Here is a 26,295-nt window from a genome sequence, read left to right on the forward strand (position 1 = left end):
GGGGCTGTGTCCCATGGGAAATCAGCTAAGTGCCGGCCAATTAGAACACATCCCACAGCAGTGTGGCCCACCCGAACATAACGCTACAAAAAGCGACTCGTGTGACTCAAGTGCCAAAACCTGGAGCTCCATGATTCATGATCGGAAAGCGGGAAATAAGCCTTTAAAGAGTTGAATGTCCCCATGTGGGGCTTTAGTACGTTCCAATCCCATAACACCACAGGAGCATGGAGGTCTCTGGAGTGTCACGGCGTTGAGATTTCCGTTAATCGCGCCATATGTTGTGGCGGTCAAAGAAGGAGGCGAGGGTGGGGGATTCTCCCGACAGCGCGGCCATCACTGTTGAGGGCCTTTGGAAGATCTTCGGATCCAGGGCACAGAAAGTCCTGGACAGCGAGGACAGGCATCTCGACCAGGCCGCATTGAGAGAGAAGACCGGCTGCACCGCCGCCGTCAGGGACGTGAGCTTCGAGGTGCGACCGGGCGAGGTCTTCGTGGTCATGGGCCTGTCCGGCAGCGGCAAGTCCACCCTCGTACGCTGCCTCACCCGGCTGATCGAGCCCAGCGCGGGCGAGATCAGGATCGGCGGCGACGACATCGGCCGTGCCTCCCCCGCCCGGCTCCGCGAGATCCGCCGCCATCAGGTCAGCATGGTCTTCCAGCATTTCGGCCTGCTGCCGCACCGCAAGGTGATCGACAACGTGGCGTACGGGCTGGAGATCCAGGGCACCGCCAAGGCGGCCAGGCACGCGCGGGCGGCGGAGATCCTCTCCCTCGTCGGCCTCGACGGCTACGCCGACGCCTACCCCGACCAACTCTCCGGCGGCATGCAGCAGCGCGTCGGCCTGGCCCGCGCGCTGGCCGTGGACCCGCAGGTGATGCTGTTCGACGAGCCGTTCAGCGCGCTCGACCCGCTGATCAGGCGCGACATGCAGGCCGAGGTGATCCGCCTGCACCGGGAAGTCGGCAAGACGATGGTGTTCATCACGCACGACCTGTCCGAGGCGCTGAAGCTGGGCGAGCGGATCGCGATCATGCGGGCGGGCTCGATCGTGCAGCTCGGCACCGCGGAGGAGCTGGTGGGCGCGCCCGCCGACGACTACGTGGCCGACTTCGTCCGCGACGTGCCCAGGAGCCACGTGCTGACGCTGCGCTGGATCTGCCGCGAGCCCGAGCCCGGCGAGCCGCTGGACGGGCCCGTCCTACCGGCCACCACGCTCATCATGGACGCCATCAGCGCCTCGTCCGCCTCCTCCCGCCCCATCAGGGTGGTGGACGGCGACGACCTCGTGGGCGTCGTGGACCGCGTTGACCTGCTGACCTTCCTGTCCGGCGCGGACGTCACGGTGAAGGCATGAGCTCCACCGTGGTCACCACGCCCTCGTCCCGGCTGAAGGTGCCGAGGTGGGCGGTCCCCGCCGGGGTGGCGGTCCTCTTCGTGGTGGCGTACCTGGTCTTCCGCGGCACGGCGACGCTGCCGCACGACAAGGAGGCGCCGCAGTTCCTGGCCGTCACCGACCTGCGCGAGTGGATCGACGACCACCGCAACGACAACCCGCTCTTCCTGTACTTCCTCAACTACATCCGGCTCTTCGTGGGCTGGCTGTACGGCATCTTCCAGTCCGTCCTGTACGCGCTCGGCTGGCCCGGCATCACCGGCGTCATGGGCGCGCTGGCCTGGCTGGCGGGCGGCTGGCGAATCGGGCTGGCCGCGGTGGCGGGCGTGAGCGCGTTCGGCTTCCTGGGGCTCTGGCAGTCGAGCGTCGACACGCTGGCCCTGGTCGCAGTCTCGGTGCTGCTGTCGCTGGCGATCGGGATCCCGCTGGGCGTCTGGGCCGGGCTCTCGGGCCGCGTCCGGCGGGTGATCACGCCGGTGCTGGACGTCATGCAGATCATGCCGACGTTCGCGTACCTGGCGCCGCTCGCGCTGTTCTTCCACATCGGTGCCCCGGCGGGGGCCATCGCGACGATGATCTACTCGATCCCCCCGGCCATCCGGATCACCGCGCTGGCCATCTCCGAGGTCTCGCCCACGGCCGTCGAGGCGTCCGGCTCGCTGGGCGCGACGGGCCGGCAGACGCTGTTCAAGGTCTACCTGCCGCTGGCCAGGTCGACGATGGCGCTGGCGGTCAACCAGACGATCATGATGGCCCTGTCCATGGTCGTCATCGCCAACCTGATCTCCGCGCCCGGCCTGGGCGGCGACATCATCCGCGGCCTGTCGCGGGCGCAGGTCGGCATCATGCTCCCGGCGGGCGTGGCCATCGTCATCATGGCGGTGCTGCTCGACCGGACCATGATGGCGATCGCCCACCGCGGGCCGCACGCCAGGCTTCGCACGGTCGATCTCGTCGCCGCCGGCGTGCTGGCGGTGGCCGGGGTCGCGCTCATCCCCGTGCTGCCCAGGACGTGGCCGGACGGCCTCACGGTCAACTTCGTGGCCGAGGTGAACGACGCCGTCCGCTGGGCCGAGACCAGCTGGTACGGGGTGACCACGTTCATCAAGGACCTCTCGACCGGCGTCCTGCTCAACCCGCTGGAGACGCTGCTCACCTCGTCCCCGTGGTGGCTGGTCGCCCTGGCGGTGCTGGCCGTGGCCTGGCGGGTGAGCGGGGTACGCGCGGCACTGACGGCGCTCGTCTGCCTGCTGGCCATCGCGCTGCTCGGCGTCTGGGAGCACACCATGCAGACGCTGACCACGGTCGTCGTCGCGGTGTTCGTCACGCTGCTCGCCGGGCTGCTGCTCGGCGTGGCCGCGGCCCGCTCGCCGCGATATTCGGCCGTGCAGCGGCCCATACTCGACGCCGCGCAGACCATGCCGGCGTTCGTCTACCTGCTGCCGGCGCTGGCGCTGTTCGAGACCACCCGGTTCACGGCGATCTTCGCCTCCGTCATCTACGCGGTGCCGCCGGTGGTGCGGCTGGTCGAGGACGGCATCAAGGGCGTGCCCGCCACGGTCGTCGAGGCGGCCACCTCGGCGGGCTCGACCTCGGGCCAGCTCCTGTGGAAGGTGCAGTTGCCCATGGCCAGGCGGGCGATCCTGCTCGCGGCCAACCAGGGCATCGTGATGACGCTGGCCATGGTGGTCGTCGGCGGTCTGGTCGGGGCGGGGGCCCTCGGCTACGACGTGGTCGTCGGATTCTCCCAGCGACCCGACTTCGGCATGGGCTTCGTGGCCGGCATCGCGACCGTGCTGCTCGGCGTCATGCTCGACCGCATCACGCAGGGCGCCGACAGGCGCCCCTCCCCCCGAAAAAGGAAATCCACATGAAGATTCGCCTGCTCGCAGGCCTCCTCGCCCTTGGACTCGCCGCTGTCGGTTGCGGCGGAGCCAAGGTCGAGACCTCTCCCAGCTCCTCCGCCGCCCCGGCGGCCTCCGGATCGAGCGCCGCCACCGGGACCGTGAAGATCGCGATCAACCCGTGGGTGGGCTACGAGGCCAGCGCGAACGTCGTCGCGTACCTGCTGAAGAACGAGCTCCACTACAACGTCGAGCTGCCCGAGATCAAGGAGCAGCTCGCCTGGGAGGGCTTCGAGACCGGCGACGTCGACGTCATCATCGAGAACTGGGGCCACCCGGACCTGAAGAAGAAGTTCATCGAGGAGAAGAAGGTCGCGGCCGAGGCCGGCTCCACCGGCAACAAGGGCATCATCGGCTGGTACGTACCGAAGTGGATGGCCGACAAGTACCCGGACATCACCGACTACAAGAACCTCAACAAGTACGCCTCCCTGTTCAAGACCTCGGAGTCCAGCGGCAAGGGCCAGCTCCTCGACGGTGACCCCAGCTACGTCACCAACGACGAGGCCCTGGTCAAGAACCTGAAGCTGAACTACAAGGTCGTCACCGGCGGCAGCGAGGCGGCCCTGCTCAAGTCCGCCACGCAGGCGCAGGAGCAGCAGAAGGCGCTGCTGTTCTACTTCTGGACGCCGCACTGGCTCTTCGACAAGGTGGACCTGGTCCGCGTGAACCTGCCGGCCTGGACCGACGGCTGCGACGCCGACCCCAAGAAGGTCGCCTGCGACTACCCGGAGATGGACCTCGACAAGATCGTCAGCAAGAAGTTCGCGGACACCGGCGGCAAGGCGTACGAGCTGGTCAAGAACTTCAGCTGGACCAACGAGGACCAGAACGCGGTCGCCAACGACATGACCAACAACGGCCTGACCGGCGAGCAGGCCGCCAAGAAGTGGATCGAGGCCAACACCGCCAAGTGGCAGGCCTGGATCCCCAAGTGACGCCCTCTTGACCGCGGCCCCGGGCGGGGCCGCGGTCACCGGGAGACCCTCATGTTGCGAACGAACAAGCTCGTCGGGCCGCTGGTCGCGGCCCTGCTGCTGACGACCGCCTGCTCCGGCGAGGAGCCCGGCTCCGCCAAGGTGTCGAAGGGCGTCGTCAACATCGACATCCACGGCTGGGTCGGGTACGAGGCCCAGGCCGCCGTGCTGGCGTACCTGCTCGAACACGAGCTGGGTTACTCGGTGCACAAGCGGCCCATGAAGGAGGGCGATTCCTGGGAGGATTTCGAGGACGGCAAGGTCGATGTGATCGTCGAGAACTGGGGCCACAACGACCTGAAAAAGAAGTTCATCGAGCAGAAGAAGGTCGCTCTGTCGGCCGGGCTCACGGGGAACCAGGGCATCATCGGGTGGTACGTCCCCGAGTGGATGGTGAAGAAATACCCCGACATTACGGACTACCGAAACCTTAATAAGTACGCGCACCTTTTCCGGACCGACAAAACCGGAAATGCCGGACAGGTTCTGGACGGAGATCCGACGTTCGTGACGAATGACGAGGTTCTCATCAAGAACCTCGGACTCAATTACAAGGTCGTCTACTCGGGCAGCGAGGCGGCGCTGATCAAAGCGGCCGAGTTCGCCACCAAGAATCGGACACCGCTGCTGCTGTATTTCTACGAGCCGCAATGGCTGTTCACCAAGGTCAAACTGGTCAAGGTGGCGCTGCCGCCCTACGCGCTCGGCTGCGACGACGACGCCAAGCGGGTCGCGTGCGACTACCCGCCGTACCTGCTCGACAAGATCGTCAGCAAGCAGTTCGCGCAGACCGGCGGCAAGGCGTACGAGCTGGTCCGCAACTTCACCTGGACCAACGACGACCAGAACTCCGTGGCCAGCGACATGATCAACGAGAAGATGACCGCCGAGCAGGCCGCCGAGCGGTGGGTGCGGGACAACAAGATCGTGTGGAAGGACTGGATCCCGCGCTGAGGCCCGGCGATCGAGGTGGCATGGGTGACAGTTGTTTCAGCCTAAACTGAACCCATGGCTCCTTCCGACGACCGCGAGCGGACGCTCGAGTGGGTCGAGCGCGTGGCGACCTTCTGCGGCGACGCCTGGGGCCTGGCGCCCATCACCGGCCGCGTGCTGGGCTGGCTGCTGATCTGCACCCCCGCCGAGCAGTCCGCCGGCGAGATCGCCGACGCGATCGGGGCCAGCCGGGCGTCCATGACGTCCAACCTGCGCCTGCTGACCTCCATCGGCCTCGTCCGGCGGCGCACCCGGCCGGGCGAGCGCACCACGTACTACCGCATCGAGGACGACGCCTTCGAGAAGGTCGTGCGGCAGCGGCTGGCCTCGTTCGCCGCGTTCGGGGAGATCGCGGAGGAAGGGCTGGAGCTGGGCGGGGAGGACGAGGAGCGGATCCGGCGCATCCGCTCGGCCCAGCACTCCATCGCCCTCCTCACCGGCCGGGTGCAGTGACGCCCTACCGGTCGAGCCGCTGGTAGAGGCGTACCGACAGGACGAAGAAGACGGCGGTGATCACCACCGGCCAGATCACCGCCATCAGCACGGCGTGCTGGGCCACCCAGGAGTCGCCGCCCCAGCCGGGGTTCCCGAAGAGCTCCCTGGCCGCCGCCACCGTGGACGACAGCGGGTTCCACTCCGAGATCGCGCCCAGCCAGCCCGGCATCGTGTCAGGGGCGACGAAGGCGTTCGACAGGAAGCCGACCGGGAACTCCAGCACCTGGATCGCCACCACGCCGCCCGGATCCCTGAGCAGCAGCCCCAGGTACATGCCGGCCCAGAGCAGCGAGAAGCGCAGCAGGAGCAGCAGGCCCACGGCGGCCAGCGCGCCCGGGAACGAGGACGGCCGCCAGCCCACCGCCAGGCCGCAGACCAGCAGTCCGCCCAGGATCAGGACCGAGTTGAGCAGGTCGGCCACGGCCCGGCCGATCAGCACGGCCGAAGGCGCCATGGGCATCGAGCGGAAGCGGTCGGTGACCCCCTTGGAGACGTCGGTGGCGACGGCCATCATGGTGGCGCTGAGACCGAAGAGCATCGTCATGCCGTACATGCCGGGCATGAGGAAGGCGAAGTAGTCGGCCCCCGAAGGCACCTTGACCGCGCCGCCGAACAGATAGCCGAAGGCCAGCGTGATCACCACGGGGAAGAGGATCCCGAACACCACCGTCATCGGCTGGTTCGCCCAGTGGATCAGGTCGCGGCGGGCGACGGTCCAGCCGTCTGCCAGAGCCCATCTCATACGGTGCCCCCTCGGCGGTCGGTGAGGTTCAGGAAGACTTCGTCGAGCGTGGGGCGGCGCACCGCCACGTCCTCGGCCTCGATCCCGGCGGCCGCCAGGCCCGCGAGCGCCTCCGTGAGCGCCCGCACCCGGTCGCTCACCGGCGCGCTCACGTGCCTGGTGTCCCGATCGACCTCGGCCGGCCCCGAGGCCGCCCCGCGGACGATCCCGGCGGCCTCGTCGAGCCGTGCCGGGTCGTGGATCACCACGTCGAGCCGGTCGCCGCCGAGCTTGGACTTGAGCTCGTCCGGCGTGCCCTCGGCCACCACCCGGCCGACGTCGATCACCGCGATCCGGTCCGCGAGCTGGTCGGCCTCCTCCAGGTACTGCGTGGTCAGCAGCACGGTGGTGCCGCCGGCGACGAGGTCGCGCACCGCGCGCCAGATCTCCGTGCGGCTGCGCGGGTCAAGCCCCGTCGTCGGCTCGTCGAGGAACAGCACGGGCGGCGCCAGGATCAGGCTGGCCGCGAGGTCGAGCCTGCGCCGCATGCCGCCCGAATACTCCTTGGCCGGCCCCTTGTGATCCAGCCCGAACCGCTCCAGCAGCTCGTCCGCCCTGGCCCGGGCCCGCGACGGGCCGAGGTGGTGGAGGCGGCCGAACAGCTCCAGGTTCTGCCGCCCGGTCAGGATCTCGTCCACGGCGGCGTGCTGGCCGACGAGACCGATGCTGCGGCGTACCTGCCGGGGCTGGGTCGCCACATCGAACCCCGCCACCTCCGCGCGGCCGCCCGAGGCGCGCAGGAGGGTGGTGAGGATGCGGACGGTCGTGGTCTTGCCAGCGCCGTTGGGGCCGAGCAGGCCGTAGACCGTGCCCCGGCCCACGTCGAGGTCGATCCCGTCGAGCGCCGCCTTCTCGCCGTACTTCTTGCGCAGGTCCTGCGCGAGCACCGCCGGCATGCGTGTCCCCTCCCTTAATTCCGTACGCCGTACCGTACAACATACGGTTCAAGACGGCAACCGTACGGTGTACCGTACGGATGTGACCGTTGAGTACCCGGGAAAGGGCGACCCGGCGCGCAGCCTGGCGCTGCTCTGGCGCACCAGCGAGCGCGTCAGCCGCAAGGGCAAGCCCGAGCTGAGCGTCGACCGCATCGTGCGCGCGGCCATCGAGGTGGCCGACGCCGAGGGGCTGGCGGCGCTGTCCATGCGCCGCGTGGCCGAGCGGCTGGGCGTCGGGACGATGTCGCTCTACACGTACGTGCCGGGCAAGCCCGAGCTGTTCGACGTCATGCTCGACACGGTCTACGGCGAGACGGCCAGGCCGCAGGACGTGCCCGGGGGCTGGCGGGGCCGGCTGGAGCAGATCGCCAGGGAGAACTGGGCCCTCTACCTGCGCCATCCGTGGCTGCTGCAGGTGGCGTCGAGCCGCCCGGTGCTCGGGCCCAACGTCACCGCCAAGTACGACTACGACCTGCGGGCCGTGGACGGCATCGGGCTGACGGACCTGGAGATGGACTCGGTGATCACGCTGGTCGCCGGGTTCGTGCACGGGGCGGCGCGCGGCGCGGTCGAGGCGGCGCAGGCCGAGAGCCTGACGGGCATGACCGACGAGCAGTGGTGGGCCGCGCACGCGCCCTTCCTCAGCCGGATCACCGACGCCGCCCGCTACCCCACGGCCGCGCGCGTCGGCCAGGCGGCGGGCGAGGCGCTCAACGCCGCCTACAGCCCGGGGCACGCCTTCGAGTTCGGCCTGCAGCGCGTCCTCGACGGCGTCGAGGCCCTCATAAGCCGCCGATCAGCCTGATAGGGCCTTTTCGTAGGCCATCAGGGTGTCCACGAACATCCGCCGCTGCTCCGGCGTGAGCGGCTCCAGGGCCTCGCGCCAGGCCTTGGCGCCGTAGCCGAGCCACTCGTTGATCGACTCCTGGTGCCGGTCCGCGATGCTCACGATCGTACGGCGCCGGTCCGCGTCGTCCTCGCGCCGGTCCAGCACGCCCTTCCTGCTCAGGTCCCCCACCATCAGGCTGACCGTCGCGGGCGCCACCTCCAGCCGGGCCGCCAGCTCGTTCACCGTCGTCGGCCCGTCGAACAGCAGGTAGGCCAGCAGCGACAGGTGCCGGGGCGCCAGGGACAACGACTGCAGCTCAGAGGGCACCCCCAGCCGCTTGGCCCGCCCGACCATCCGCGGCATCAGCAGCAGCAGCGTCCTGATCCCGTCGTCCACGCTCAAGCCGTCTGTTGACATGTCGAACACCTTGATGTCTAAATTAGCTTTGCTTGCAAAGCAAATACGAAGCCTCGTCCAAGGATATGACGTGACCGATTTCAATCAGCAGGTGATCGAGGAGTTCCGGGCGAACGGCGGCAGGGTGGGCGGCATGTTCGAGGGCGCGCCTCTCGTGCTGCTCACCACCACGGGCGCCAAGACGGGCCGGCGGCGCACCAACCCTGCCGTCTACCTGCGGGACGGCGAGCGGGTCCTGGTGTTCGCCTCCAACGCGGGCGGCGCCGCCCACCCGGCCTGGTACCACAACGTGCTCGCCAACCCGCGAGTCATCGTCGAGCTGGGAGAGGACCGGTTCGCGGCCCGGGCGGTGCCGCTCGAAGGTGAGGAGCGCGACCGCTTGTACGCCCGCCAGGCCGCGATCGATCCCGCCTTCGCCGCCTACCAGCAGAACACCGAGCGCGTCATCCCGGTCATCGCGCTGTACCCCGAGCGCGAGCGGCTGGAGGCGTTCGGGGACGAGCTGGCCAGGATCCACGACCACCTCAGGGGCGAGCTGGCCAAGGTCCGCCAAGGGGCGCCCGCCGGCGACCTGCGGGCGCACTGCCTGGCCTTCTGCGACGCGATGACCTTCCACCACAACGGCGAGGACCGGGTGGCGTTCCCGCACCTGGAGAAGCTCTTCCCCGAGCTGAAGGAGCCCCTCGACCGGCTGCGCGCCGAGCACGCGGTGATCGCCGGGCTGGTCGCCGAGCTGCGGGAGGCCCCCGGGCCGGCGACGCTGGAGCGCATCGCCGGCGAGATGGAGGCCCACTTCGCCTACGAGGAGGAGCAGCTGGTGCCGGTGCTCAACTCGCTGGAGAGCGTCCCCTGGGGTTAGCGCACGGGCGCGGCACGCAGCCGTACGACGTGCTCCACCAGCGAGATCAGCGTCGCCTTGACCGACTCGCGGTTGCGGGCGTCGGTACGCACGATCGGCACGTGCGGCGACAGCGCGAGCGCCTCCCTGACCTCCTGTTCGGCGTGCGGGAACTGCCCGTCCCAGCCGTTGACGCCGACCACGAACGGCAGCTTCGCCTCTTCGAAGTAGTCGATGGCGGGGAAGCTGTCGGCCAGCCGGCGGGTGTCGAGCAGCACCACCGCGCCGATGGCGCCGCGGACGAGGTCGTCCCACATGAACCAGAACCGGTGCTGCCCGGGCGTGCCGAACAGGTAGAGGATCAGGTCGCGGTCGAGCGAGAGGCGGCCGAAGTCCATGGCCACCGTCGTGGTCTGCTTGTTGGGGGTGAGACCGAGGTCATCGATGCCCGCGGACGCGTCCGTCATCACCGCTTCTGTGGTGAGCGGAAGGATCTCGGACACCGCCCCCACGAACGTCGTCTTACCGACGCCGAACCCACCGGCGACGACGATCTTCGTCGACGTCAGCCCGGGGCTAGAGCCTGCGTAGTCCACTGAGCACCCTTTCGAGCATGTTGAGGTCTGGCTGTCCCTGGCTGAGGCGTGGCTGGTGCAGGCGGACGAGTCCTTCGTCGGACATGTCCGCCACGAGCACCCTGGCCACGCCCAGCGGGACGCGGAGCAGGGCCGAGATCTCGGCGACCGACCGGAACGACCTGCACAATTGCATGATGGCCTCCTGCTCGGGGGTGAGCATGGCCATCTCGTCGTCCGGGATCGACATCGACGAGATCAACGTCTCCATCGCGAGGTGATAGCGCGGCTCGGATCGGCCGCCCGTCACCGCGTAAGGACGGAACAGGGGCTCTTCGTCCCCAGCTCCGTCAACGCCGTACACGGCCCTCTCCCATCAGTTCCATCACATCACCGGGTCCTGGCGGCCTGGAGTTCAGCCCGCAGGGCCGGCGTGAGCGCCTGCCCGGCCCTGTCCACCAACAGCGTCATCTGGTACGCGACCAGGCCCATGTCACAGTCCGGGCCCGCGAGCACCGTCAGCACGGAGCCGTCGCTGATGGCCATGACGATGAGCAGGCCGCGCTGCATCTCGACGACGGTCTGCGTCACAGAGCCGCCCTCGAACACCCTGGACGCTCCCACGGTCAGGCTCAGCAGGCCCGCGGAGACCGCGGCGAGCTGGTCGGCCCGGTCCGGCGGGAAGCCTTCGGAGGCGGCCAGGCACAGGCCGTCGGCCGATACGACGACGGCATGCGCGACTCCGGGCGTGTTACGCACGAAGTCGGTGATCAGCCAGTCGAACCTGTTCGCCTCGTGGCTAAGGGTTGTCACGCATCCTCCCCGGCGGGACGCTCACTCACTCTGTTCCTCCTGTCCACGTACTTCCTGGCGGCCCCGTCGCACACCCTGCTGGTAGCTGGCCATCCGGCTGCGCATCCGATCCGCCGAAACGGGCGGCATCGGAGCCGGCCGCTGCGGCTGCTGCGGCTGCGCCTGCTGGTTCGCCGTACCGGGAACCAGATTGGCCTTGGGGGTGCGCTTCGGGAGCCCGGCGGCGGTCATGCCGCCGAGGCTGGGCTCGGCGGCAGCGGCCGCCGCGCGCCAACCGGCGTCGGCCGCCGTTCGCCACGCTTCCTCCCCAGAGGGTACGGCTTGCGAGGGCTTGTCCTCACCATCTCCGGTCACCCGCGGCGCCGCCTCCTCCGGCGGCCTGCGGAACCAGGCGGACTCCACCGCCGCGAAGATGGGCAGGAACTCCTCCTGCTCCGGCTCCATCGGCGACACCTCGACCGAGGGCGTCGGGTCGGGCCGGCGCACGTCGTTCGTTGGGTACGACTGGGGCGGCGGAGGCGTCTGGAACGCGCCATTTCCGGATGGGTAGGAGCCCGTGCTGGGGAGCGACGGGTAGACGTTGGAGTCGAACGAGGATGGCTGCCTGCGGTAGGAGCCGCCGTCGGTGTCGGCGGTGAATCCGTTCACGCCCGCCCTGCCGGGGTCCGAATGGTACGGCCCGCTGTCGAACGAGCGCGGTCCCGGCGGCGTGCTCTCGGAAGTCTGGAAACCGTGCCTGGGAGCGGGCCCGTTGGGACGCCGGCCGCCGTCGAAGGAGTCGAAGCTGCCGAACGATTTGAACGTCCCGTTCTGCGCTGGCGGGCCCGCCGGGGTGGGCACCGTGCCGCCGCCGAACGCGGGCCGCTGCGGCAGCGGCTGCTGCTGCGTGCCGTCGACGATCAGCGTGGGCGGGAGCAGCACCATCGCGATCAGACCGGCGCCCTCGCCCCTCCTGAGCTGGACCCGGATGCCGTGACGCAGCGCCAGGCGGCCGACCACGAACAGGCCCATGCGCCGGGAGACCGACACGTCCACGACGGGCGGCTCGGCCAGGCGGCGGTTGGCCTCGGCCAGCTCCTCCTCGGTCATGCTGATGCCGGTGTCGCTCACCGACAGCAACGCGCCGCCGCCCTCGATGAGGCTGCTGGTGACGACGACCTGGGTGTTGCTCGGGGAGAACTGGATGGCGTTCTCGACCAGCTCGGCGACCAGGTGGACCAGGTCGTTCGCGGCGCTGCCGAGCACCGAGGTGGCCCGGTGCACCTTGACCTGGACGCGCTCGTAGCCCTCGACCTCCGACAGCGCGGCGCGTACGACGTCGACCAGCTTGGCCGGCTGGCTGCGCCGGCGGGTGGCCTCGTGGCCGGCCAGGACGAGGAGGTTCTCGGAGTTGCGGCGCATGCGGGTGGCCAGGTGGTCGAGCTTGAACAGGTCGGCCAGCCTGGTGCCGTCCTGCTCGCCCTTCTCCAGGCCGTCGATCAGCGAGATCTGCCGCTCGACCAGCGTCTGGGTGCGGCGCGAGAGGTTGACGAACATCGAGCTGATGTTGCTGCGCAGGTCGGCCTCCTCGCCCGCCAGCCGCACCGCCTGCTGGTGCACCTGGTCGAAGGCCCTGGCGACCTCGCCGATCTCGTCGTTTCCGTCGACCTCGATCGGCCGTACCTCGCCGACGGACGCGTCACCGCTGGCCCGCAGCCGGTGCACCACGTCGGGGAGCCGGAAGCCGGCCACCTCCAGCGCCTCGGTACGCAGCCGGCGCAGCGGGGTGACCATGGAGCGGGCGATGGCCACGGTGAGCAGCAGGACCAGCAGCAGCAGCGCCAGGATCAGGATCCCCGCGATGATCGCGCTGCTGATCTCGGACTCGCGCAGCTCCTTGCTGCGCAGGCTCACCTGGCCGGCCAGCTGCTGCTCGATGCCGTGCAGCACGTCGATGGCCACGGAGTTCTCGTTGAACCACTGCTCGCGGCTGCCGTTGGCGGAGATCAGGTTGTCGCTGATCCGCGCGCCCGGCGCCCGGCCGCTGGCCAGCGTGACCGCGCGCGCCTTGGTGAGCTGGACGTTGACGTACTCGGGCTGCGAGGTGAGCGCCTTGGACAGCTGGAGCCCGACCTCGACGCCGGCCTCGGCGCCGACCTGGGAGATGTCGCTCTGCTCGCGGGCGTTGGAGGCGATGAACTGCTCGACTTCCTTGGCGTCCACGTGCTGGGTGTCGTAGGAGGCCTGGAGCAGCTGGACGCGCTGCCGGGAGACCTCCTCCTTGGCTGCGGCGAGCGCGCTCAGCGCGCGGAACTGGCCGATGATCTGCGGGTCGTCGGACAGCAGGCTCAGCTCGTCGTGCAGCTTGAGCAGGGTGTCGGTGAGGAAGTCGTACCGGATGGTCTCGGTCTGGCCCTCGGCGCGGATCCTCGGCAGCCGGCCCAGGTCGTACTTCACCTGCTGGGCGGCCTTCACGATGCGGGGGCCGTACGAGTCGTCGATCGTGTCGAGGTCGGTGTTCACGGTCTTGACGAGCGTGTCCACCGCGGCCTTGCGCTGCGCGAGCGGCTGGGCGAGCTTCTTACGCATGGCGCGATTGGCGCCGATCCAGCCGCCCGTGTCACGCTCCAGCCCGATCGCCTGCAGCAGGTCGCGGATATGGGCCGCCTGCTCCGCCCCGGTCGCCGTGCGGTCGTAGTCGCCGATGCTCTGCACCGATCCGACGACTCGCGCTCCCCCGAGCACGACGCCGGCCATGGTGGGCACCAGGATCAGGGCGGTGAGCCGCCACCGTACGCGCCAGTTTCTCAGGCCCAGGCGTGGCAGTGGCCGCTTTACGCGGTCCCGCTTCACGGCTGGGCCGCTGTCGGAGTTCCCCGTCACTGCTTCCGCTACCCCTCAATCGTCCCGTCCCCGACGGGCCTTCAAGCCGTCCACAAGGTATCCGCAGGTTCTGACTTACCGGGCATTTCGGACACAATCGTTACACATGTGACCGGTAGTCGTGTGCTGTTGGTTATCGCAGTGCGGCCAGGACTTGATCGCGGACTTGTGCCCTCTGCGCGGCATCGCTGAGGGGGCGACCGGCGCGATCCACGACATAGAAGACGTCCACCGCCTCCGCGCCGAGAGTCTCCACGCGAGCGGCCCTCACGTCAAGACCACACTCGCCGAACGCCCGCCCGATACGCCACAGAAGCCCCGGCCTGTCATGGGCCCTGACTTCCACCACGGTGGCGGTCGCGGAGGCGTCGTCGACCAGTGTCACCCGAGGTGGAGCCACAGGTACCCGGGGCGGCCGCATGGCCCGCGCACGGCGGGCCAGCCGCTGCTCGATGTCAAGACGGCCAGCAAGGACGAGACGGAGATCGGACTCCAGCGTCGCGGGGTCGGGCGGGGAGCCGTACTCGGGGATGACGGAGAACTCGATCACCGCGGTGGAGCCCGCGGAGGCGGACGAGGCGGAGCGCACGATGAGCCGGTGTGCGGACAGCACGCCCGCGGCGCTCCAGAGCAGCCCCACCCGGTCGGGGGCGACGACCGTGACGGCTCCGCCGTTGACGCGGACGGCACCGCCGCCGTGCCGGGCGAGCGCGGTCTGGTCGGCCGACAGGGTCGGCGGCTTGGGCGGCGGCGAGCCGGCCAGCACGGACCTGACCCGGCGCACGAGGTCGGCGACGAGCCCGGCCTTCCAGCTGTTCCAGGCGGCCGGCCCGGTCGCGTTGCCGTCGGCGACCGCGAGCGCGGCCAGCAGGTCGAGGACCTCACGGGTGCCGACGGTGGCGGCGACCTTCTCGATCGTGACGGGGTCGTCGAGGTCCCTGCGGGTGGCGGTCTCGGGCAGCAGCAGGTGGTGGCGTACGACGGTGGCGAGGGTGTCGACGTCCTGCGCGGGCAGGCCGATGCGGGTGGCGATGTCGCGGACCACGACCTCGCCGGTCGCCGAGTGGTCCCCCGGCCAGCCCTTGCCGACGTCGTGCAGGAGCGCGCCGATCAGCAGGAGGTCGGGACGGGAGACCTCGCGCGTGTGGCTGGCGGCGTTCGCGGCGGCCTCGATCAGGTGCCGGTCGACCGTGAAGCGGTGGATCGGGTTGCGCTGGGGACGGTGGCGTACGCGTTCCCAGTCAGGAAGCAACTTGACAAGGATGCCCGCCTGGTCGAGCTCCTCCCACACGGGCACGGCGGCGCGGCCCGCGCCGAGGATCGACACCAGCGAGTCGCGTGCCTCCTCCGGCCACGGCACCGGCATGGGAGGCGACTGAGCTGCGAGCACGGACACCGTCGCGGGAGCGAGCGGCAGCCCGGAGTCGGCCGCCGCGGCGGCGGCGCGCAGCACCAGCACGGGGTCCTTGCGCGGGTCGATCCCCCTGGCGAGCACCACCTCGCCGCCGTGCTCGACCACGCCGTCCGCCAGCGGGCGGCGGCCTCGGGGAGCGGGGCCTGACACGAGCCTGTCAACGGTGCGCCAGGTGCCGTCGAAGGCGTGGGAGATGGTACGGCCCGCCTCGGCGAGCCTGCGCATGAGCGCCTCGGCGTCGAGCAGGCCGAGCACCCCCGCCACGGCGTCCTGCTCCTGCAGCACCAGCCGGTCGGTGCCGCGGGCGGTGACGACGTGCAGCGCGTGCCGCACGTCGAGGATGAACTCGTACGCCTCGCGCGCCCTGGGGCCGGGCGCCGATGCGACCCAGGCGGCCGCCACCGCCTGCATGGCCTGGACGTCGCGGAGGCCGCCGCGCCCGTCCTTGAGGTCGGGTTCGAGCAGGAAGGCCAGCTCGCCGCTCACCTGCGCCCGCTTGTCGGCCGCGTCACGCAGCTCGCCGAGGCGGCGCCGGGAGTCGGCCCGCCACTCGGCCAGCACCGCTTCCCTGGCCTTCTTGGTCAGCTCGGCGTCGCCGGCCACGTGCCGGGCCTGGATGAGGCCGAGCACGGCCTTCAGGTCCTTCCTGGCGACGGTCACCGCTTCCTCGACCGTCCGCACGGAGTGGTCGAGGTTGACCGCGGAGTCCCAGACCGGATACCAGATCCGGTCGGCGATCCTGGCCACGTCGGCCCGGCCGTTGTGCAGCAGGACCAGGTCGAGGTCGCTGCCTGGTGCCAGTTCGCCCCTCCCGAGGCTCCCGACGGCGACCAGTGAGACGTGGTCGCCGTCGCTCGCCGTACGGAAGAGATCCTTGAGCCAGCGGTCGGTGTCCGCGGTCCGCTCCTTGCGGGCCGCAGCGTACGAACGGGCCTCTCCCCTCAATGCTGTGCCCCCTTGCCGAGCCCTTTGCTGGGCTCAGCCCGGACGCCGTCGTCCGGGCGTCGCCGTGGATCCGTCGTTTCGGCCGAGCCCCGCCGGGTCACAGGGCCTCAGGACCCCGCTCTCCCGTGCGAACACGGACGATGGTGTCCACCGGGACGGACCAGACCTTGCCGTCGCCGATCTTGCCGGTGTGCGCCGCCTTGACGATGACGTCGATCACGTCCTCGGTGTCATCCTCTTCGGCGAGGACCTCCAGGCGGACCTTCGGCACCAGGTCGACCTGGTACTCGGCGCCGCGGTAGACCTCGGTGTGGCCGCGCTGACGGCCGTAGCCGCTCGCCTCGCTGACCGTCATTCCCTTGATGCCGAACTGCTCCAGTGCGGCCTTCACGTCATCGAGCTTGAAGGGCTTGATGATCGCCGTGATGAGCCTCATGCGTCCACCTTCTTAGCTGCCGGGGCGGTGGGCCCGTTGGGGGAGGTCACGCCGGAGGCGTAGACCGTGCCGAGGTCGTACCCCGTCTCGGCGTGCGCGGTGACGTCGATGCCGGTGCGCTCGTCGTCGGCGGTGATCCGGAAGCCCATCGTCTTGTCGATGATCTTCCCGAGAACCCAGGTGATGACGAAGGAGTAGCCGCCGACCGCGACCGGGCCGAGCACCTGCAGGCCCAGCTGACCGAATCCGCCGCCGTAGAACAGGCCCTTGCTCTGCTGGTCGAGGAAGGGGTACGCGGCCAGGAAGCCGAGCGAGACGGCGCCGATGACGCCACCCACCAGGTGCACGCCGACCACGTCGAGGGAGTCGTCGAAGCCGAGCTTGTACTTCAGGCCGACGGCGTAGGCGCAGAGGACACCGGCGAGCAGGCCGATGAGCATCGCGGCCCACGGGTCCACGAAACCACAGGCGGGAGTGATGGCGACCAGGCCGGCGACCGCGCCGGAGGCGACGCCGAGGCTGGTGGCGTGCCCATCGCGCATCTTCTCCACGACGAGCCAGGCGCCCGCGGCGACCGCGGTGGCGATCTGGGTGTTCATGAACGCCAGGCCGGCCGTGCCGTCGACGGCCAGCTCGGATCCGGCGTTGAAGCCGAACCAGCCGAACCACAGCAGGCCCGCGCCGAGCAGCACGAACGGGAGGTTGTGCGGCCGCATCGGCTCCTTGCGCCAGCCGGTGCGCTTGCCGAGCACGAGACACAGGGCCAGGCCCGCGGCACCCGCGTTGATGTGGACGACCGTGCCGCCCGCGAAGTCCTCGATGCCCATCGTGTTGAGCCAGCCGGTGCCCCACACCCAGTGGGCGATCGGGAAGTAGACGATCGTCGCCCAGAGGATGGAGAAGAGGATCCACGCCCCGAACTTCGCCCGGTCCGCGATCGCGCCGCTGATCAGCGCGACGGTGATGATGGCGAAGGTCAGCTGGAAGGCGGAGAAGACCAGGCTCGGCATGCCGGTGCCGTCGTCCTTGGTGGCCGTGTCCACCAGGCTCTGCAGGCCGAGCGCGTCGAAGCCGCCGACCACGTTGTTGATCGCCGAGCTTGCGTTGTCGGTGAACGCCAGCGAGTGTCCGAACAGCACCCAGGCGATGGTGACCGTGATGATGGCGCCGAACGACATCATCATCATGTTCAGGACACTCTTGGCCCTGGTCATGCCCCCGTAGAAGAAAGCGAGACCCGGAGTCATCAGCAACACCAGCGCGGTGGCCGCGAGCATCCAGGCTGTGGTGCCGCTATCGATCTTCACGACGCGACCCTCCTTACATGTGACGTGTGGCCACAGCGTGTTCGTCCGGGGTTTCATGACTCGACCAGGCGTGTTTCACATTCGTGAATCTCGCCACACTGGTGTTTCGGACGCGTTTCGGTGTTCTCACTCCTCCCATTTCGGCTCAGCAATATCAGGCGTGAGATACTTAGGTTTGCCTAACCTTCGATCAAGGAATGCCGAATGCGTCTTCGCCTGGCCGTCGCCGCCATGCTCCCCGTCCTCGCCCTCGCCGCCTGCGGCACTTCCACGTCCTCGCAGGAGGCGGGACCGACCCGGACCGTCAAGCACGCCATGGGCGAGACGAAGGTGCCGATGACCCCCAAGCGGGTGGTGGTGCTCGACACGGACAAGCTCGACACGATGGTCTCGCTCGGCCTGGCGCCCGTCGGCGCGGCGCAGGCGTCCCAGAACCAGAAGTGGCCCGCCTACCTCGGCTCGGCCCTGTCGGCCACCAAGGCGGTCGGCACCACCCAGGCTCCCAGTATCGAGGCCATCATGGCGCTCAAGCCGGACCTCATCCTGGGCAGCAAGTTCCGGCAGGAGGCCTTCTACGACAAGCTCAGCAAGATCGCGCCGACCGTGTTCACCGAGAAGGTGGGCATCACCTGGAAGGACAACTTCCTGCTCGACGCCGAGGCGCTGGGCAAGAAGGACCAGGCCCAGCAGCTGCTGTCGGGTTATGAGACGCGGGCCAAGGAGGTGGGCGCGAAGTTCTCGAAGCTGAAGGTGAGCATCGTGCGGTTCATGCCCACCGAGATCCGCATGTACGGGCCCGAGTCCTTCAGCGGCATCGTGGTGGGCGACGCGGGCATCCAGCGGCCCGAGGCGCAGAAGCTGGCCGACCAGGCCGACAAGCGCTTCGGCAAGCTGAGCCAGGAGAACATCGCCCAGGCGGACGCCGACGCGATCTTCTACACCGCGTACGGGGAGGCGGCCGTCAAGTCGCAGACCACGGTCACCGGCGGGCCGCTGTGGAAGAACCTCGGCGCGGTCAAGTCGGACAACGCGCACAACGTGGACGACGAGATCTGGATGACCGGAATCGGCGTCACGGCGGCCGGCAAGATCCTGGACGACCTGGACAAGTACCTCACGCCGCTGGCGTCGTAGGCCGCGTCAGGCGTACCCGGTCGCCTTTCCTGACCCGCCCGGGCCGCACCACTCGCGCGTACACCCCCGCGCAGGGCTGCGGCCCCATGTCGAACACGGGCACCCGGTTGTGCCTGGCCACCGTGCGCAGCGCGTCGGCATCGCGCCCGAGGCTCCCGTGTTCGAGCGTCGGCACCGCGCAGCGCGGGCTGGCCACGATCACCGCCAGCACCACCTCGTCACCGATGCGCAGCTCGCGTCCCACCCAGTCGTTCTCCACGAACCCCTCCGTCTCCGTCCCGATCACCAGATTGGGCCGGTAGCGGAGGGCCTCGACGGTGCCACGCGGGCCGAACGCGCCGATCCGCGCGACCGCGGAGGTCGTGATGAGGTGGATCGGGGCGAAGTCGAAGAACGTCCCGGCGGGTGAGGCGCCGCCGAGCGTGCCGACGGTGTGGGGGACCTCCGCCTCGATGCCCTCGGCCAGCACCCGTTCCGGCACCGAACGCTCGAACTCGGCGCCCTCCGGAGGCACGTCGATCAGCCGCACCTCGCGCCCGAGCAGCGTCGACAGCTCCTCGTCGCCGGGGACCCCGGCGCCCTCGATCGTGAGCAGGCCGCGCCAGAGGCGAGGGTTCTTGGCGCTGGCGATCTTCCCGGTGGCGACGTCGAGCACCGCCCGCGCACGGTCCCCGGCCAGCCCGCGCTCGGTGACCTCGCTCTCGGTCAGCTCCTCCCCCAGCATCGACTTGACGGGGTAGCGCCGCACGGCCTCCAGGTACATGGGGCGATCTTACGGCTGCGCCCAGAACCGCCTCAGATGCGGCACCAGCTCATCCGCCCGATCGTCGGGGAAGAACAACCGCCCGCCCTCGATCTCGACGATCTCCTTGACGCCGGGGATCGTGTCCCGCAGCCACCGGGCCCAGCTCACGTCGAAGAAGACGTCTCCCGTACCCCAGACCAGGAGCGTCGGCACGGTCAGCACGGTGAGCTGCGGCTCGATGGCGATCATGTCCTTGGCGTCGATGGAGGTCAGCAGGCGCTCGAAGGCACGGCCGCCATCGGGCTTGGCGAAGATCGGCCGCAGGTACGCCTCCACCAGCGCCGCCGGATCGTCGAGCCGCTCGTAGCCCTCGCCGTACGCGGTCTGGGCCAGGAGCTCCGGCTGCTCCAGGACGAGCGCGGTGAGCGGGGCCAGCTCGCCCCTGGCGGCCAGGTCGACCGTGGGCTTGAACGCCTCGGGCGGGGTGTTGGTGTGGACGTCGCAGTTGGTGAGGGTGAGCGTACGCAGGCGCTCGCGGTGCCGTACGGCGAAGACCTGGGCCACGGCGCCACCGGTGTCGTTGGCGACGAGATCCACCTCGGTGAGCCCGAGCCCTTCGCACAACTCCTCGACGGCCTCGGCCAGCGCGGGGATGGACAGATCGTCGCGCGGGGCGCTGCCGCCGTGCAGCGGCAGGTCGATGGCCACGCAGCGGCGCTCGTCGCGGAACGCGGCGATGACGTTGCGCCACAGGTACGAGCTGGTGCCGACGCCGTGCACGAACAGGCTGACCGGCCCGTCCCCCACGTCGACGTAGCTGATGCCCTCCATGGGACCCTCCTCGGGCAGATTACAAACCGACTGTCGGTCTACGAAATTACCGACTGACGGTCGGTTTGTCTACAGTGGGTCCATGAACCTCAAGGCGGAACGCGGCGCGGCCACCCGCGACAGGGTCCTGGCGATCGCCACGCGGCTGTTCGCCGACCGGGGCTACGACGACACCTCCATCGAGGTGGTGCTGCAGGAGTCGGGGCTGAGCCGGGGGGCGCTGTACCACCACTACGCCGGCAAGGACGCCCTCTTCGAGGCGGTGCTGGAGGCCACGGAGTCGGCCATCGGCGGCAAGATCCTGGCAGCCGTCCGCGGCATCACCGACCCGGCGGCGGCCCTCCGCGCCGGCGTGCTGGCCTGGATCTCACTCGCCGGGGATCCGGTCATCCAGCGCATCGTCCTCATCGACGCGCCCGCGGTGATGGGCTGGGAACGGTGGCGGGCCATGGAGGAGCGCTACTCGTTCGGGATGCTGAAGGCGGCGCTGGGGGCCACGGGGGCGGTACCGGCCGAGTTCCTGGACCTGCACGCGCACATGCTGCTGGCGGCCGTCAACGAGAGCGCCCTGATGGTGGCCCGCGGCGGCGACCACACCATCGCGGTGGCCGCCGTCGAAGAGTTCCTCCGCCGCATCCTCCAGCACTGAAGTCCAGCGCCTCGGCCAACGCCCAACGCGGGCCGCCCGCCGTCGAAGGCGCCGGGCTCCACCGCACACCGACCCACCGACGCGGCGCAACAAAAGCGCGGCGGCACCGCTCCGGCGCACCACGCACCAGGGTCGACGCCCGCGACGACGGCCTCCCCGGCCGAGCACCGCGACGCCAAGCGTCGTTACGACCGACGTGCCACACCACCACGCCCTCCCGCGCCCGCCATTCCCAGGCGCCGCGTCGGCGGGGCGTGGTACGGCGGGGCCCGGCGCCCACCGCGGCGGGCAATCCGGGCAACCCGCGGGCCCCGGGTGGGGCCGGTCAGGCGGCGGCGGTGGCCATTTTGCGGAGGCGGGCCAGGGCGTCGCGTTCGATGCGGCGGGCGCGGTCGCGGCCGATGCCGTAGCGTTCCCCGACCTCCGTGAGCGTGTGCTCGCGCCCGTCCACCAGCCCGTACCGCCACCGCAGCATCTCGCTGGTGTCGCCCTCGAGCCCCGTCAGCCACTGGTCCAGCCGCTCGCGCTCCAGGATGTCGATGGCCTGCTGCTCGGGATCGGCCCACGTCTCGTCGGCGATCATGTCGCCGAGCTCCGTCTCGTCCTCGTCGCCCACCCCGAGCTGGAGCGAGACCGGGTCGGAGGCCCAGCGCCGCAGCTCGCGTACGCGCTCGATCGGCAGGTCGAGGATCTCGGCGAGATCGTCGTCCGTGGGCTCGGCGTCGAACTCCGCCAGCATGTCGCGGCGGACCCGCATCAGCCGCGTCATCTGCTCCCCCGCGTGCGTGGGCAGGCGCACCGGGCGGGCCTGCTCGTGGATGGCACGCCCCACCGACTGCCGGATCCACCACGTCGCGTACGTGGAGAACTTGTACCCCCGCCGGTAGTCGAACTTCTCCACCGCCCTGACCAGCCCCAGGTTCCCCTCCTGCACCAGGTCGATCAGGGGCATCCCCCGCCCCGAGTATTTCCGGGCCACCGCCACCACCAGGCGCAGGTTGGCCTGGATGAACTCGTCCTTCGCCCGCTGGCCGGAGATGGCCAGGCGCTCCAGCTCCTCGTCGGCCGCGTCCCCGATGCGCGGCTCCGAGCCCCCACTGTCGAGCAGCTGCTCGGCGAAGAGACCCGCCTCGATCCGCTTGGCGAGCTCCACCTCCTCCTCCGCCGTGAGCAGCGGGACCCGGCCGATTTCGGCCAGATATGTCCCCAGCAGATCGCGCTCAGCGATGTGCTGCTCCTGCGTGCGACTCCCCGTAGGCCTTGCCATCCCCTGGCACCTCGTTCCGCAGCTGCGTTCTATATCCGGCCAACGTGCGGCCAGACGCAAAGATTCCCTAAAGCAGTACGTCGCTGGGATGGTTCTGGATGTCCTCCTAAAGGAGGAGACCGCCGCGAAACACCTGGTGAACGAGGGGGACGCCGGGCCGGTAGGCAAGGTGTACATAGGAGGGGGCATCGAGCACGACGAGGTCCGCACGGGCCCCGGGTCGTAGCCAGCCTACGTCCGTACGGCGCAGCGCGCGCGCCCCGCCGTACGTCGCCGCCCTGATCGCCTCCAGCGGCGTCATCCGCATCTCGCGTACGGCCAGCGCCACGCAGAACGCCATCGACGACGTGAACGACGACCCCGGGTTGCAGTCGGTCGCCAGCGCCACGGTCGCCCCCGCGTCGATCAGCCGCCGGGCGTCCGGGTACGGCGACCGCGTCGAGAACTCCGCCCCCGGCAGCAGCGTCGCCACCGTGTCCGACGACGCCAGCGCGTCCACGTCGGCCGGCGTCAGATGGGTGCAGTGGTCGGCCGAGGCGGCGCCCAGCTCGCAGGCGATGCGCACGCCGGGCCCCTCCCCGAGCTGGTTGGCGTGCACCCGCACCCCCAGCCCCGCCTTGAGCCCGGCGCCCAGGATCTCGCGGGTCTGGTCGCCGTCGAAGGCCCCGCGCTCGCAGAACACGTCGACCCACCTGGCGTGCGGGGCGCACGCGTCGAGCATCTCCCCGGCGACCAGCCGTACGTAGGAGTCGGCGTCCATGCCGGCGGGCACGACGTGCGCCCCCAGGAACGTGGTCTCGCCGGTCAGCCCGGCGGCGATCTCCAGCGAGCGCCGCTCGTCCTCGACGGTCAGGCCGTACCCGCTCTTGATCTCGACGGTCGTGGTGCCCTGGGCAAGCATCTCGTCCACCAGCGCACGCGCGTGGGCGGCCAGCTCGGCGTCGCCGGCCTGCCGGGTGGCGGCGACCGTGGTCCTGATACCGCCCCCGGTGTACGGCTCGCCGGACATGCGGGCCTGGAACTCGGCCGTCCGGTCACCGGCGAAGATCAGGTGGGCGTGGCTGTCCACGAAGCCGGGGATGACGGCGCGGCCCTCGACGTCCACCCGCTCGTCGGCGTCGGGGGCCTGCGCGGCGGGCCCGGCCCAGGCGACCAGGCCGTCCGCCACGACCAGCGCCGCTTCGGGGATCTCCTCGCGCTCGGGGTCGCCGGTGTACAGCGAGCCGATCCCGTCGATCAGCGTCGTGCTCATCTCACCCTCCGTATCGCCTCTGCCAGCAGGGATCCGACGTCGCCGAGCCGGTGCCGCCCGTCCGTGACGACGCGGCGGCCGCCGGAGACCACCGAGTGCACGTCCGCCGCCGTGGCCGCGAACACCACGGCCTCCGGCCCGCCCGCGCCCGCAGTCCGTACGGAGTCGAGCCGTACCGACACCAGGTCGGCCCACGCGCCGGGCACCAGCAGCCCCGCGTCGGGGAAGCCGAGGGAGGCGTGGCCGTTGACGGTCGCGGCGGCGAGCAGGTCGGCGGCGCTCCAGTTGCCGCGCTTGCCGCTGCGCAGCCGCTCGTCCAGCTCGACCCCGCGCGCCTCCTCGAACAGGTCGATCACGGCGTGGCTGTCGGAGCCGAGCGTGATCTGCGCGCCCCGGTCGACCGCCGCCCTGGCCGGGCCGATGCCGTCGGCGAGGTCGCGTTCGGTGGTGGGGCACATGCAGATGTGCGTGCCGGACTGGGCGATCAGCTCGATGTCCACGTCGGTCAGGTGGGTGGCGTGCACGGCGGTCGAACGCGGCCCCAGGGCGCCCCGCTCGTGCAGCACCTGGACCGGCGTGGCCGCGTACATCTCCACGCAGGCGGCGTTCTCGGCCGGCTGCTCGGACACGTGCATGTGCAGGGGGCCCGCGTGCCGGTGGGAGAACTCGGCCACGACCGGCATCTGCTCCGGCGGCACCGCGCGCACGGAGTGGATGGCCGCGCCGATCTCCACGTCGGGCTGCCCCTCGTAGGCCGCCGCCAGGTCGTCGGCCCTGACCGCCCAGCGCTCGGCGTCGCCGTCGGTGAAGCGCAGCTGCGCGCCGGTGAGCGGGGCGCCGATGCCGCCGGTCAGGTAGCAGGTGTCGAGCAGCGCGATGCGCAGGCCCGCCTCGCGGGCCGCGCGGACCAGCGCGTGGCCCATCTCGTTGGCGTCGTCGTACGGGCGGCCGTCCGGCCCGTGGTGCAGGTAGTGGAACTCGCCCACGCAGGTCACCCCGGCCAGCGCCATCTCGGCGTAGACGGCCCTGGCCAGCTGGAGGTAGGAGTCGGGGTCCAGAGCCCCCGCCACCTCGTACATCCGCTCGCGCCAGGTCCAGAAGTCGCCCTTGCCCTCCTGGGCGGAGCCGCGCAGCGCGCGGTGGAAGGCGTGGGAGTGGGCGTTGGCCAGGCCGGGAACGATGATCCCCGGCAGGCGCTCGGCCGTGCCGGGCGGGCCCTGGCCGACGCTCGCGATCCGTTCGCCCTCGACCTCGATGAGCACGCTCTCCGCGACTCCGCCGGGGAGCCAGGCCTGTTCGCACCAGTAGGTCAGCGGCACAGGTCCTCCAGCACGTCCGCGAGTGCGACGACTCCCGCCTCGCAGTCTGCCCGCTCGGCGTGCTCGTCGGGGGAATGGGACACGCCGGTGGGGTTCCTGACGAACAACATCGCGCTCGGGACGCCCGCCGAGGCCAGGATCCCCGCGTCGTGACCCGCCCCCGTGGGCAGGACGGGCACGGGCGTGTCGCCTCCCGCGACCCTGGCCAGGCGGTCCCTGAGCGGCACGTCGAAGTCGACGACCGGCGTCCACGACTCCTCCCGCACCGTGGCCCCCGCCTCCTCGGTCAGCTCGGCGACGAGGGCGCGCACGGCGGCCTCGTCCGCCCCGCGGGCGTCGAGCCAGGCCGAGACCAGGCCGGGGATGGCGTTCGCGTTGCCCGGCGAGACGCGTATCTTGCCGACCGTGGCCACCACGTCGCGGCGCGCCGCGGCCGCGCGGGCGGCCAGCACCATGCGGGCGAACGGCAGCATCGGGTCGTCCCGGTCGGCCAGCCGGGTGGTGCCCGCGTGGTCGGCCCGGCCGTGGAAGTCGAAGCGCCAGCGTCCGTGCGGCCAGATCGCCGCGGCCACGCCCACCGGCCGCCCCTCGTGGACGAGCGCCTGCCCCTGCTCGACGTGGAGCTCCACGAACGTGCCGACCGTCGCGAGCGTCTCGTCGTCCCGCCCCAGCTCGTACGGCGCCCGCCCGGCCTTCGTCATGACATCGGCCAGCGTGTCGCCGGAGTCGTCCGTGAGCGCGAGGGCCCGCTCCGGCGACAGCACGCCCGTGAGCAGCCTCGACCCCATGCACGGCACCCCGAACCTGGCGCCCTCCTCGTCGGTGAAGCAGGCCACGCCGACCGGCTTGGACGGTGTGGTCCCGCGCTCCCTCAGGAGGTCCAGGGCGGCGAAGGCCGACACGACCCCGAGCGGACCGTCGTACGCGCCGCCCTGCCGTACGGAGTCGAGGTGACTCCCGGTCACCACGCCGGGGCGGCCGGAAGGGTCGCCCCACCATGCCCAGAGGTTGCCGTTGCGGTCTTCGCGCAGGTCGAGCCCCCGTCGCCCGGCCTCGCCCGCGAACCACTCGCGTAGCTCCATGTCAGCGGCCGACCAGGCGTCCCTGACGTAGCCCCCGGTCGCCGGATCCCGTCCTATGTGCGCGAGTGGTTCAAGCATGGCCCCACTGTAGTGAA

At 70.4% G+C, this 26,295-nt stretch carries 25 protein-coding genes; 9 read left to right on the top strand and 16 right to left on the bottom strand.

Annotation, left to right across the window (positions count from 1 at the left end; translation table 11 throughout):
- Positions 1-278: 278 nt before the first annotated feature.
- From ACIHFD_RS24125 to ACIHFD_RS24145, 5 genes are read left to right on the top strand one after another with little or no spacing between them, the layout of a single operon-like run.
- Positions 279-1,358 (top strand): glycine betaine/L-proline ABC transporter ATP-binding protein, encoded by a 1,080-nt coding sequence (locus ACIHFD_RS24125; protein ID WP_397368789.1) that lies wholly within the window; start codon positions 279-281, stop codon positions 1,356-1,358.
- Positions 1,355-3,271, top strand: coding sequence for an ABC transporter permease (locus tag ACIHFD_RS24130; protein ID WP_397368790.1), 1,917 nt, complete (start codon positions 1,355-1,357; stop codon positions 3,269-3,271). The genes ACIHFD_RS24125 and ACIHFD_RS24130 overlap by 4 nt, the downstream gene beginning before the upstream one ends.
- Positions 3,268-4,239, top strand: coding sequence for an ABC transporter substrate-binding protein (locus tag ACIHFD_RS24135; RefSeq protein WP_350730217.1), 972 nt, complete (start codon positions 3,268-3,270; stop codon positions 4,237-4,239). The genes ACIHFD_RS24130 and ACIHFD_RS24135 overlap by 4 nt, the downstream gene beginning before the upstream one ends.
- A gap of 51 nt (positions 4,240-4,290) precedes the next feature.
- A complete protein-coding gene (locus ACIHFD_RS24140) occupies positions 4,291-5,232 on the top strand; it encodes an ABC transporter substrate-binding protein (RefSeq protein WP_397368791.1) in 942 nt (313 codons plus the stop codon).
- Positions 5,233-5,286: 54 nt separating this feature from the next.
- On the top strand, positions 5,287-5,724 hold the full coding sequence (locus ACIHFD_RS24145; RefSeq protein ID WP_397368792.1) for a GbsR/MarR family transcriptional regulator: 438 nt from the start codon (positions 5,287-5,289) through the stop codon (positions 5,722-5,724).
- A 4-nt stretch (positions 5,725-5,728) separates the two neighbouring features.
- On the opposite strand, the gene ACIHFD_RS24150 is transcribed toward ACIHFD_RS24145, so the two are convergent.
- On the bottom strand, positions 5,729-6,508 hold the full coding sequence (locus ACIHFD_RS24150) for an ABC transporter permease (protein WP_397368793.1): 780 nt from the start codon (positions 6,506-6,508) through the stop codon (positions 5,729-5,731).
- A complete protein-coding gene (locus ACIHFD_RS24155) occupies positions 6,505-7,443 on the bottom strand; it encodes an ATP-binding cassette domain-containing protein (protein WP_397368794.1) in 939 nt (312 codons plus the stop codon). Before ACIHFD_RS24155 ends, ACIHFD_RS24150 begins: the two co-directional genes overlap by 4 nt.
- Positions 7,444-7,525: 82 nt before the next feature.
- Between ACIHFD_RS24155 and ACIHFD_RS24160 the strand changes: the two genes are divergently transcribed.
- Positions 7,526-8,290: a TetR/AcrR family transcriptional regulator gene (locus ACIHFD_RS24160; RefSeq protein ID WP_350730209.1), complete on the top strand. Its 765-nt coding sequence runs from the start codon at positions 7,526-7,528 to the stop codon at positions 8,288-8,290.
- Here ACIHFD_RS24160 and ACIHFD_RS24165 read toward each other — a convergent pair.
- Positions 8,282-8,731 carry a MarR family transcriptional regulator gene (locus tag ACIHFD_RS24165; protein WP_397368795.1) on the bottom strand — a complete coding sequence of 150 codons (450 nt, stop codon included), beginning with the start codon at positions 8,729-8,731 and terminating at the stop codon, positions 8,282-8,284. The genes ACIHFD_RS24160 and ACIHFD_RS24165 overlap by 9 nt on opposite strands.
- Before the next feature lie 70 nt (positions 8,732-8,801).
- Here ACIHFD_RS24165 and ACIHFD_RS24170 point away from each other — a divergent pair, with 70 nt between their 5' ends.
- Complete coding sequence (locus ACIHFD_RS24170; protein WP_397368796.1) at positions 8,802-9,590, top strand: nitroreductase/quinone reductase family protein; 789 nt, start codon at positions 8,802-8,804, stop codon at positions 9,588-9,590.
- Here ACIHFD_RS24170 and ACIHFD_RS24175 read toward each other — a convergent pair.
- The 7 genes from ACIHFD_RS24175 to ACIHFD_RS24205 form a co-directional block, all read right to left on the bottom strand.
- Positions 9,587-10,165 (bottom strand): ATP/GTP-binding protein, encoded by a 579-nt coding sequence (locus ACIHFD_RS24175; RefSeq protein ID WP_192790679.1) that lies wholly within the window; start codon positions 10,163-10,165, stop codon positions 9,587-9,589. The genes ACIHFD_RS24170 and ACIHFD_RS24175 overlap by 4 nt on opposite strands.
- Positions 10,146-10,508 carry a DUF742 domain-containing protein gene (locus tag ACIHFD_RS24180; protein WP_185071484.1) on the bottom strand — a complete coding sequence of 121 codons (363 nt, stop codon included), beginning with the start codon at positions 10,506-10,508 and terminating at the stop codon, positions 10,146-10,148. Before ACIHFD_RS24180 ends, ACIHFD_RS24175 begins: the two co-directional genes overlap by 20 nt.
- A gap of 26 nt (positions 10,509-10,534) precedes the next feature.
- Complete coding sequence (locus ACIHFD_RS24185) at positions 10,535-10,957, bottom strand: roadblock/LC7 domain-containing protein (protein WP_185071483.1); 423 nt, start codon at positions 10,955-10,957, stop codon at positions 10,535-10,537.
- A 21-nt stretch (positions 10,958-10,978) separates the two neighbouring features.
- Positions 10,979-13,789 (bottom strand): nitrate- and nitrite sensing domain-containing protein, encoded by a 2,811-nt coding sequence (locus ACIHFD_RS24190; RefSeq protein WP_397368797.1) that lies wholly within the window; start codon positions 13,787-13,789, stop codon positions 10,979-10,981.
- A gap of 163 nt (positions 13,790-13,952) precedes the next feature.
- Complete coding sequence (locus ACIHFD_RS24195) at positions 13,953-16,178, bottom strand: [protein-PII] uridylyltransferase (RefSeq protein WP_350730202.1); 2,226 nt, start codon at positions 16,176-16,178, stop codon at positions 13,953-13,955.
- Between the two features lie 97 nt (positions 16,179-16,275).
- The gene (locus tag ACIHFD_RS24200) at positions 16,276-16,614 is read right to left on the bottom strand and encodes a P-II family nitrogen regulator (protein WP_350730200.1); all 339 of its coding nucleotides are present in this window, start codon (positions 16,612-16,614) and stop codon (positions 16,276-16,278) included.
- Complete coding sequence (locus ACIHFD_RS24205; protein WP_397368798.1) at positions 16,611-17,921, bottom strand: ammonium transporter; 1,311 nt, start codon at positions 17,919-17,921, stop codon at positions 16,611-16,613. Before ACIHFD_RS24205 ends, ACIHFD_RS24200 begins: the two co-directional genes overlap by 4 nt.
- Before the next feature lie 204 nt (positions 17,922-18,125).
- On the opposite strand from ACIHFD_RS24205, the gene ACIHFD_RS24210 reads away from it, so the two are divergent.
- A complete protein-coding gene (locus ACIHFD_RS24210; RefSeq protein ID WP_355207167.1) occupies positions 18,126-19,055 on the top strand; it encodes an iron-siderophore ABC transporter substrate-binding protein in 930 nt (309 codons plus the stop codon).
- Here the strand turns inward: ACIHFD_RS24210 and ACIHFD_RS24215 are convergent.
- The gene (locus ACIHFD_RS24215) at positions 19,036-19,818 is read right to left on the bottom strand and encodes an MOSC domain-containing protein (protein ID WP_397368799.1); all 783 of its coding nucleotides are present in this window, start codon (positions 19,816-19,818) and stop codon (positions 19,036-19,038) included. The genes ACIHFD_RS24210 and ACIHFD_RS24215 overlap by 20 nt on opposite strands.
- A gap of 9 nt (positions 19,819-19,827) precedes the next feature.
- Positions 19,828-20,631: an alpha/beta fold hydrolase gene (locus tag ACIHFD_RS24220; protein ID WP_397368800.1), complete on the bottom strand. Its 804-nt coding sequence runs from the start codon at positions 20,629-20,631 to the stop codon at positions 19,828-19,830.
- Between the two features lie 82 nt (positions 20,632-20,713).
- Here ACIHFD_RS24220 and ACIHFD_RS24225 point away from each other — a divergent pair, with 82 nt between their 5' ends.
- On the top strand, positions 20,714-21,280 hold the full coding sequence (locus ACIHFD_RS24225; protein WP_397368801.1) for a TetR/AcrR family transcriptional regulator: 567 nt from the start codon (positions 20,714-20,716) through the stop codon (positions 21,278-21,280).
- A 325-nt stretch (positions 21,281-21,605) separates the two neighbouring features.
- On the opposite strand, the gene ACIHFD_RS24230 is transcribed toward ACIHFD_RS24225, so the two are convergent.
- The 4 genes from ACIHFD_RS24230 to ACIHFD_RS24245 form a co-directional block, all read right to left on the bottom strand.
- Entirely contained in the window at positions 21,606-22,547 is a 942-nt protein-coding gene (locus ACIHFD_RS24230) for an RNA polymerase sigma factor RpoD/SigA (protein WP_192790669.1), read from the bottom strand.
- A gap of 106 nt (positions 22,548-22,653) precedes the next feature.
- Entirely contained in the window at positions 22,654-23,799 is a 1,146-nt protein-coding gene (gene hutI, locus ACIHFD_RS24235; RefSeq protein ID WP_397368802.1) for an imidazolonepropionase, read from the bottom strand.
- The gene (locus tag ACIHFD_RS24240; RefSeq protein WP_397368803.1) at positions 23,796-25,118 is read right to left on the bottom strand and encodes a formimidoylglutamate deiminase; all 1,323 of its coding nucleotides are present in this window, start codon (positions 25,116-25,118) and stop codon (positions 23,796-23,798) included. Before ACIHFD_RS24240 ends, hutI begins: the two co-directional genes overlap by 4 nt.
- The gene (locus tag ACIHFD_RS24245) at positions 25,109-26,278 is read right to left on the bottom strand and encodes an allantoate amidohydrolase (protein WP_397368804.1); all 1,170 of its coding nucleotides are present in this window, start codon (positions 26,276-26,278) and stop codon (positions 25,109-25,111) included. Before ACIHFD_RS24245 ends, ACIHFD_RS24240 begins: the two co-directional genes overlap by 10 nt.
- Positions 26,279-26,295 lie beyond the last annotated feature (17 nt).

It is taken from the genome of Nonomuraea sp. NPDC051941, assembly GCF_044593615.1.

What these genes read in the sequence shown, in the direction of transcription:
- ACIHFD_RS24225 (WP_397368801.1), top strand. Translation starts at nt 20,714, where the DNA reads ATGAACCTCAAGGCGGAACGCGGCGCGGCCACCCGCGACAGGGTCCTG.
- ACIHFD_RS24215 (WP_397368799.1), bottom strand. Translation starts at nt 19,818, where the DNA reads ATGTACCTGGAGGCCGTGCGGCGCTACCCCGTCAAGTCGATGCTGGGG.
- ACIHFD_RS24130 (WP_397368790.1), top strand. Translation starts at nt 1,355, where the DNA reads ATGAGCTCCACCGTGGTCACCACGCCCTCGTCCCGGCTGAAGGTGCCG.
- ACIHFD_RS24230 (WP_192790669.1), bottom strand. Translation starts at nt 22,547, where the DNA reads ATGGCAAGGCCTACGGGGAGTCGCACGCAGGAGCAGCACATCGCTGAG.
- hutI (WP_397368802.1), bottom strand. Translation starts at nt 23,799, where the DNA reads ATGAGCACGACGCTGATCGACGGGATCGGCTCGCTGTACACCGGCGAC.
- ACIHFD_RS24125 (WP_397368789.1), top strand. Translation starts at nt 279, where the DNA reads ATGTTGTGGCGGTCAAAGAAGGAGGCGAGGGTGGGGGATTCTCCCGAC.
- ACIHFD_RS24220 (WP_397368800.1), bottom strand. Translation starts at nt 20,631, where the DNA reads ATGGAGGGCATCAGCTACGTCGACGTGGGGGACGGGCCGGTCAGCCTG.
- ACIHFD_RS24145 (WP_397368792.1), top strand. Translation starts at nt 5,287, where the DNA reads ATGGCTCCTTCCGACGACCGCGAGCGGACGCTCGAGTGGGTCGAGCGC.
- ACIHFD_RS24245 (WP_397368804.1), bottom strand. Translation starts at nt 26,278, where the DNA reads ATGCTTGAACCACTCGCGCACATAGGACGGGATCCGGCGACCGGGGGC.
- ACIHFD_RS24155 (WP_397368794.1), bottom strand. Translation starts at nt 7,443, where the DNA reads ATGCCGGCGGTGCTCGCGCAGGACCTGCGCAAGAAGTACGGCGAGAAG.
- ACIHFD_RS24165 (WP_397368795.1), bottom strand. Translation starts at nt 8,731, where the DNA reads ATGTCAACAGACGGCTTGAGCGTGGACGACGGGATCAGGACGCTGCTG.
- ACIHFD_RS24140 (WP_397368791.1), top strand. Translation starts at nt 4,291, where the DNA reads ATGTTGCGAACGAACAAGCTCGTCGGGCCGCTGGTCGCGGCCCTGCTG.
- ACIHFD_RS24210 (WP_355207167.1), top strand. Translation starts at nt 18,126, where the DNA reads ATGCGTCTTCGCCTGGCCGTCGCCGCCATGCTCCCCGTCCTCGCCCTC.
- ACIHFD_RS24150 (WP_397368793.1), bottom strand. Translation starts at nt 6,508, where the DNA reads ATGAGATGGGCTCTGGCAGACGGCTGGACCGTCGCCCGCCGCGACCTG.
- ACIHFD_RS24200 (WP_350730200.1), bottom strand. Translation starts at nt 16,614, where the DNA reads ATGAGGCTCATCACGGCGATCATCAAGCCCTTCAAGCTCGATGACGTG.
- ACIHFD_RS24135 (WP_350730217.1), top strand. Translation starts at nt 3,268, where the DNA reads ATGAAGATTCGCCTGCTCGCAGGCCTCCTCGCCCTTGGACTCGCCGCT.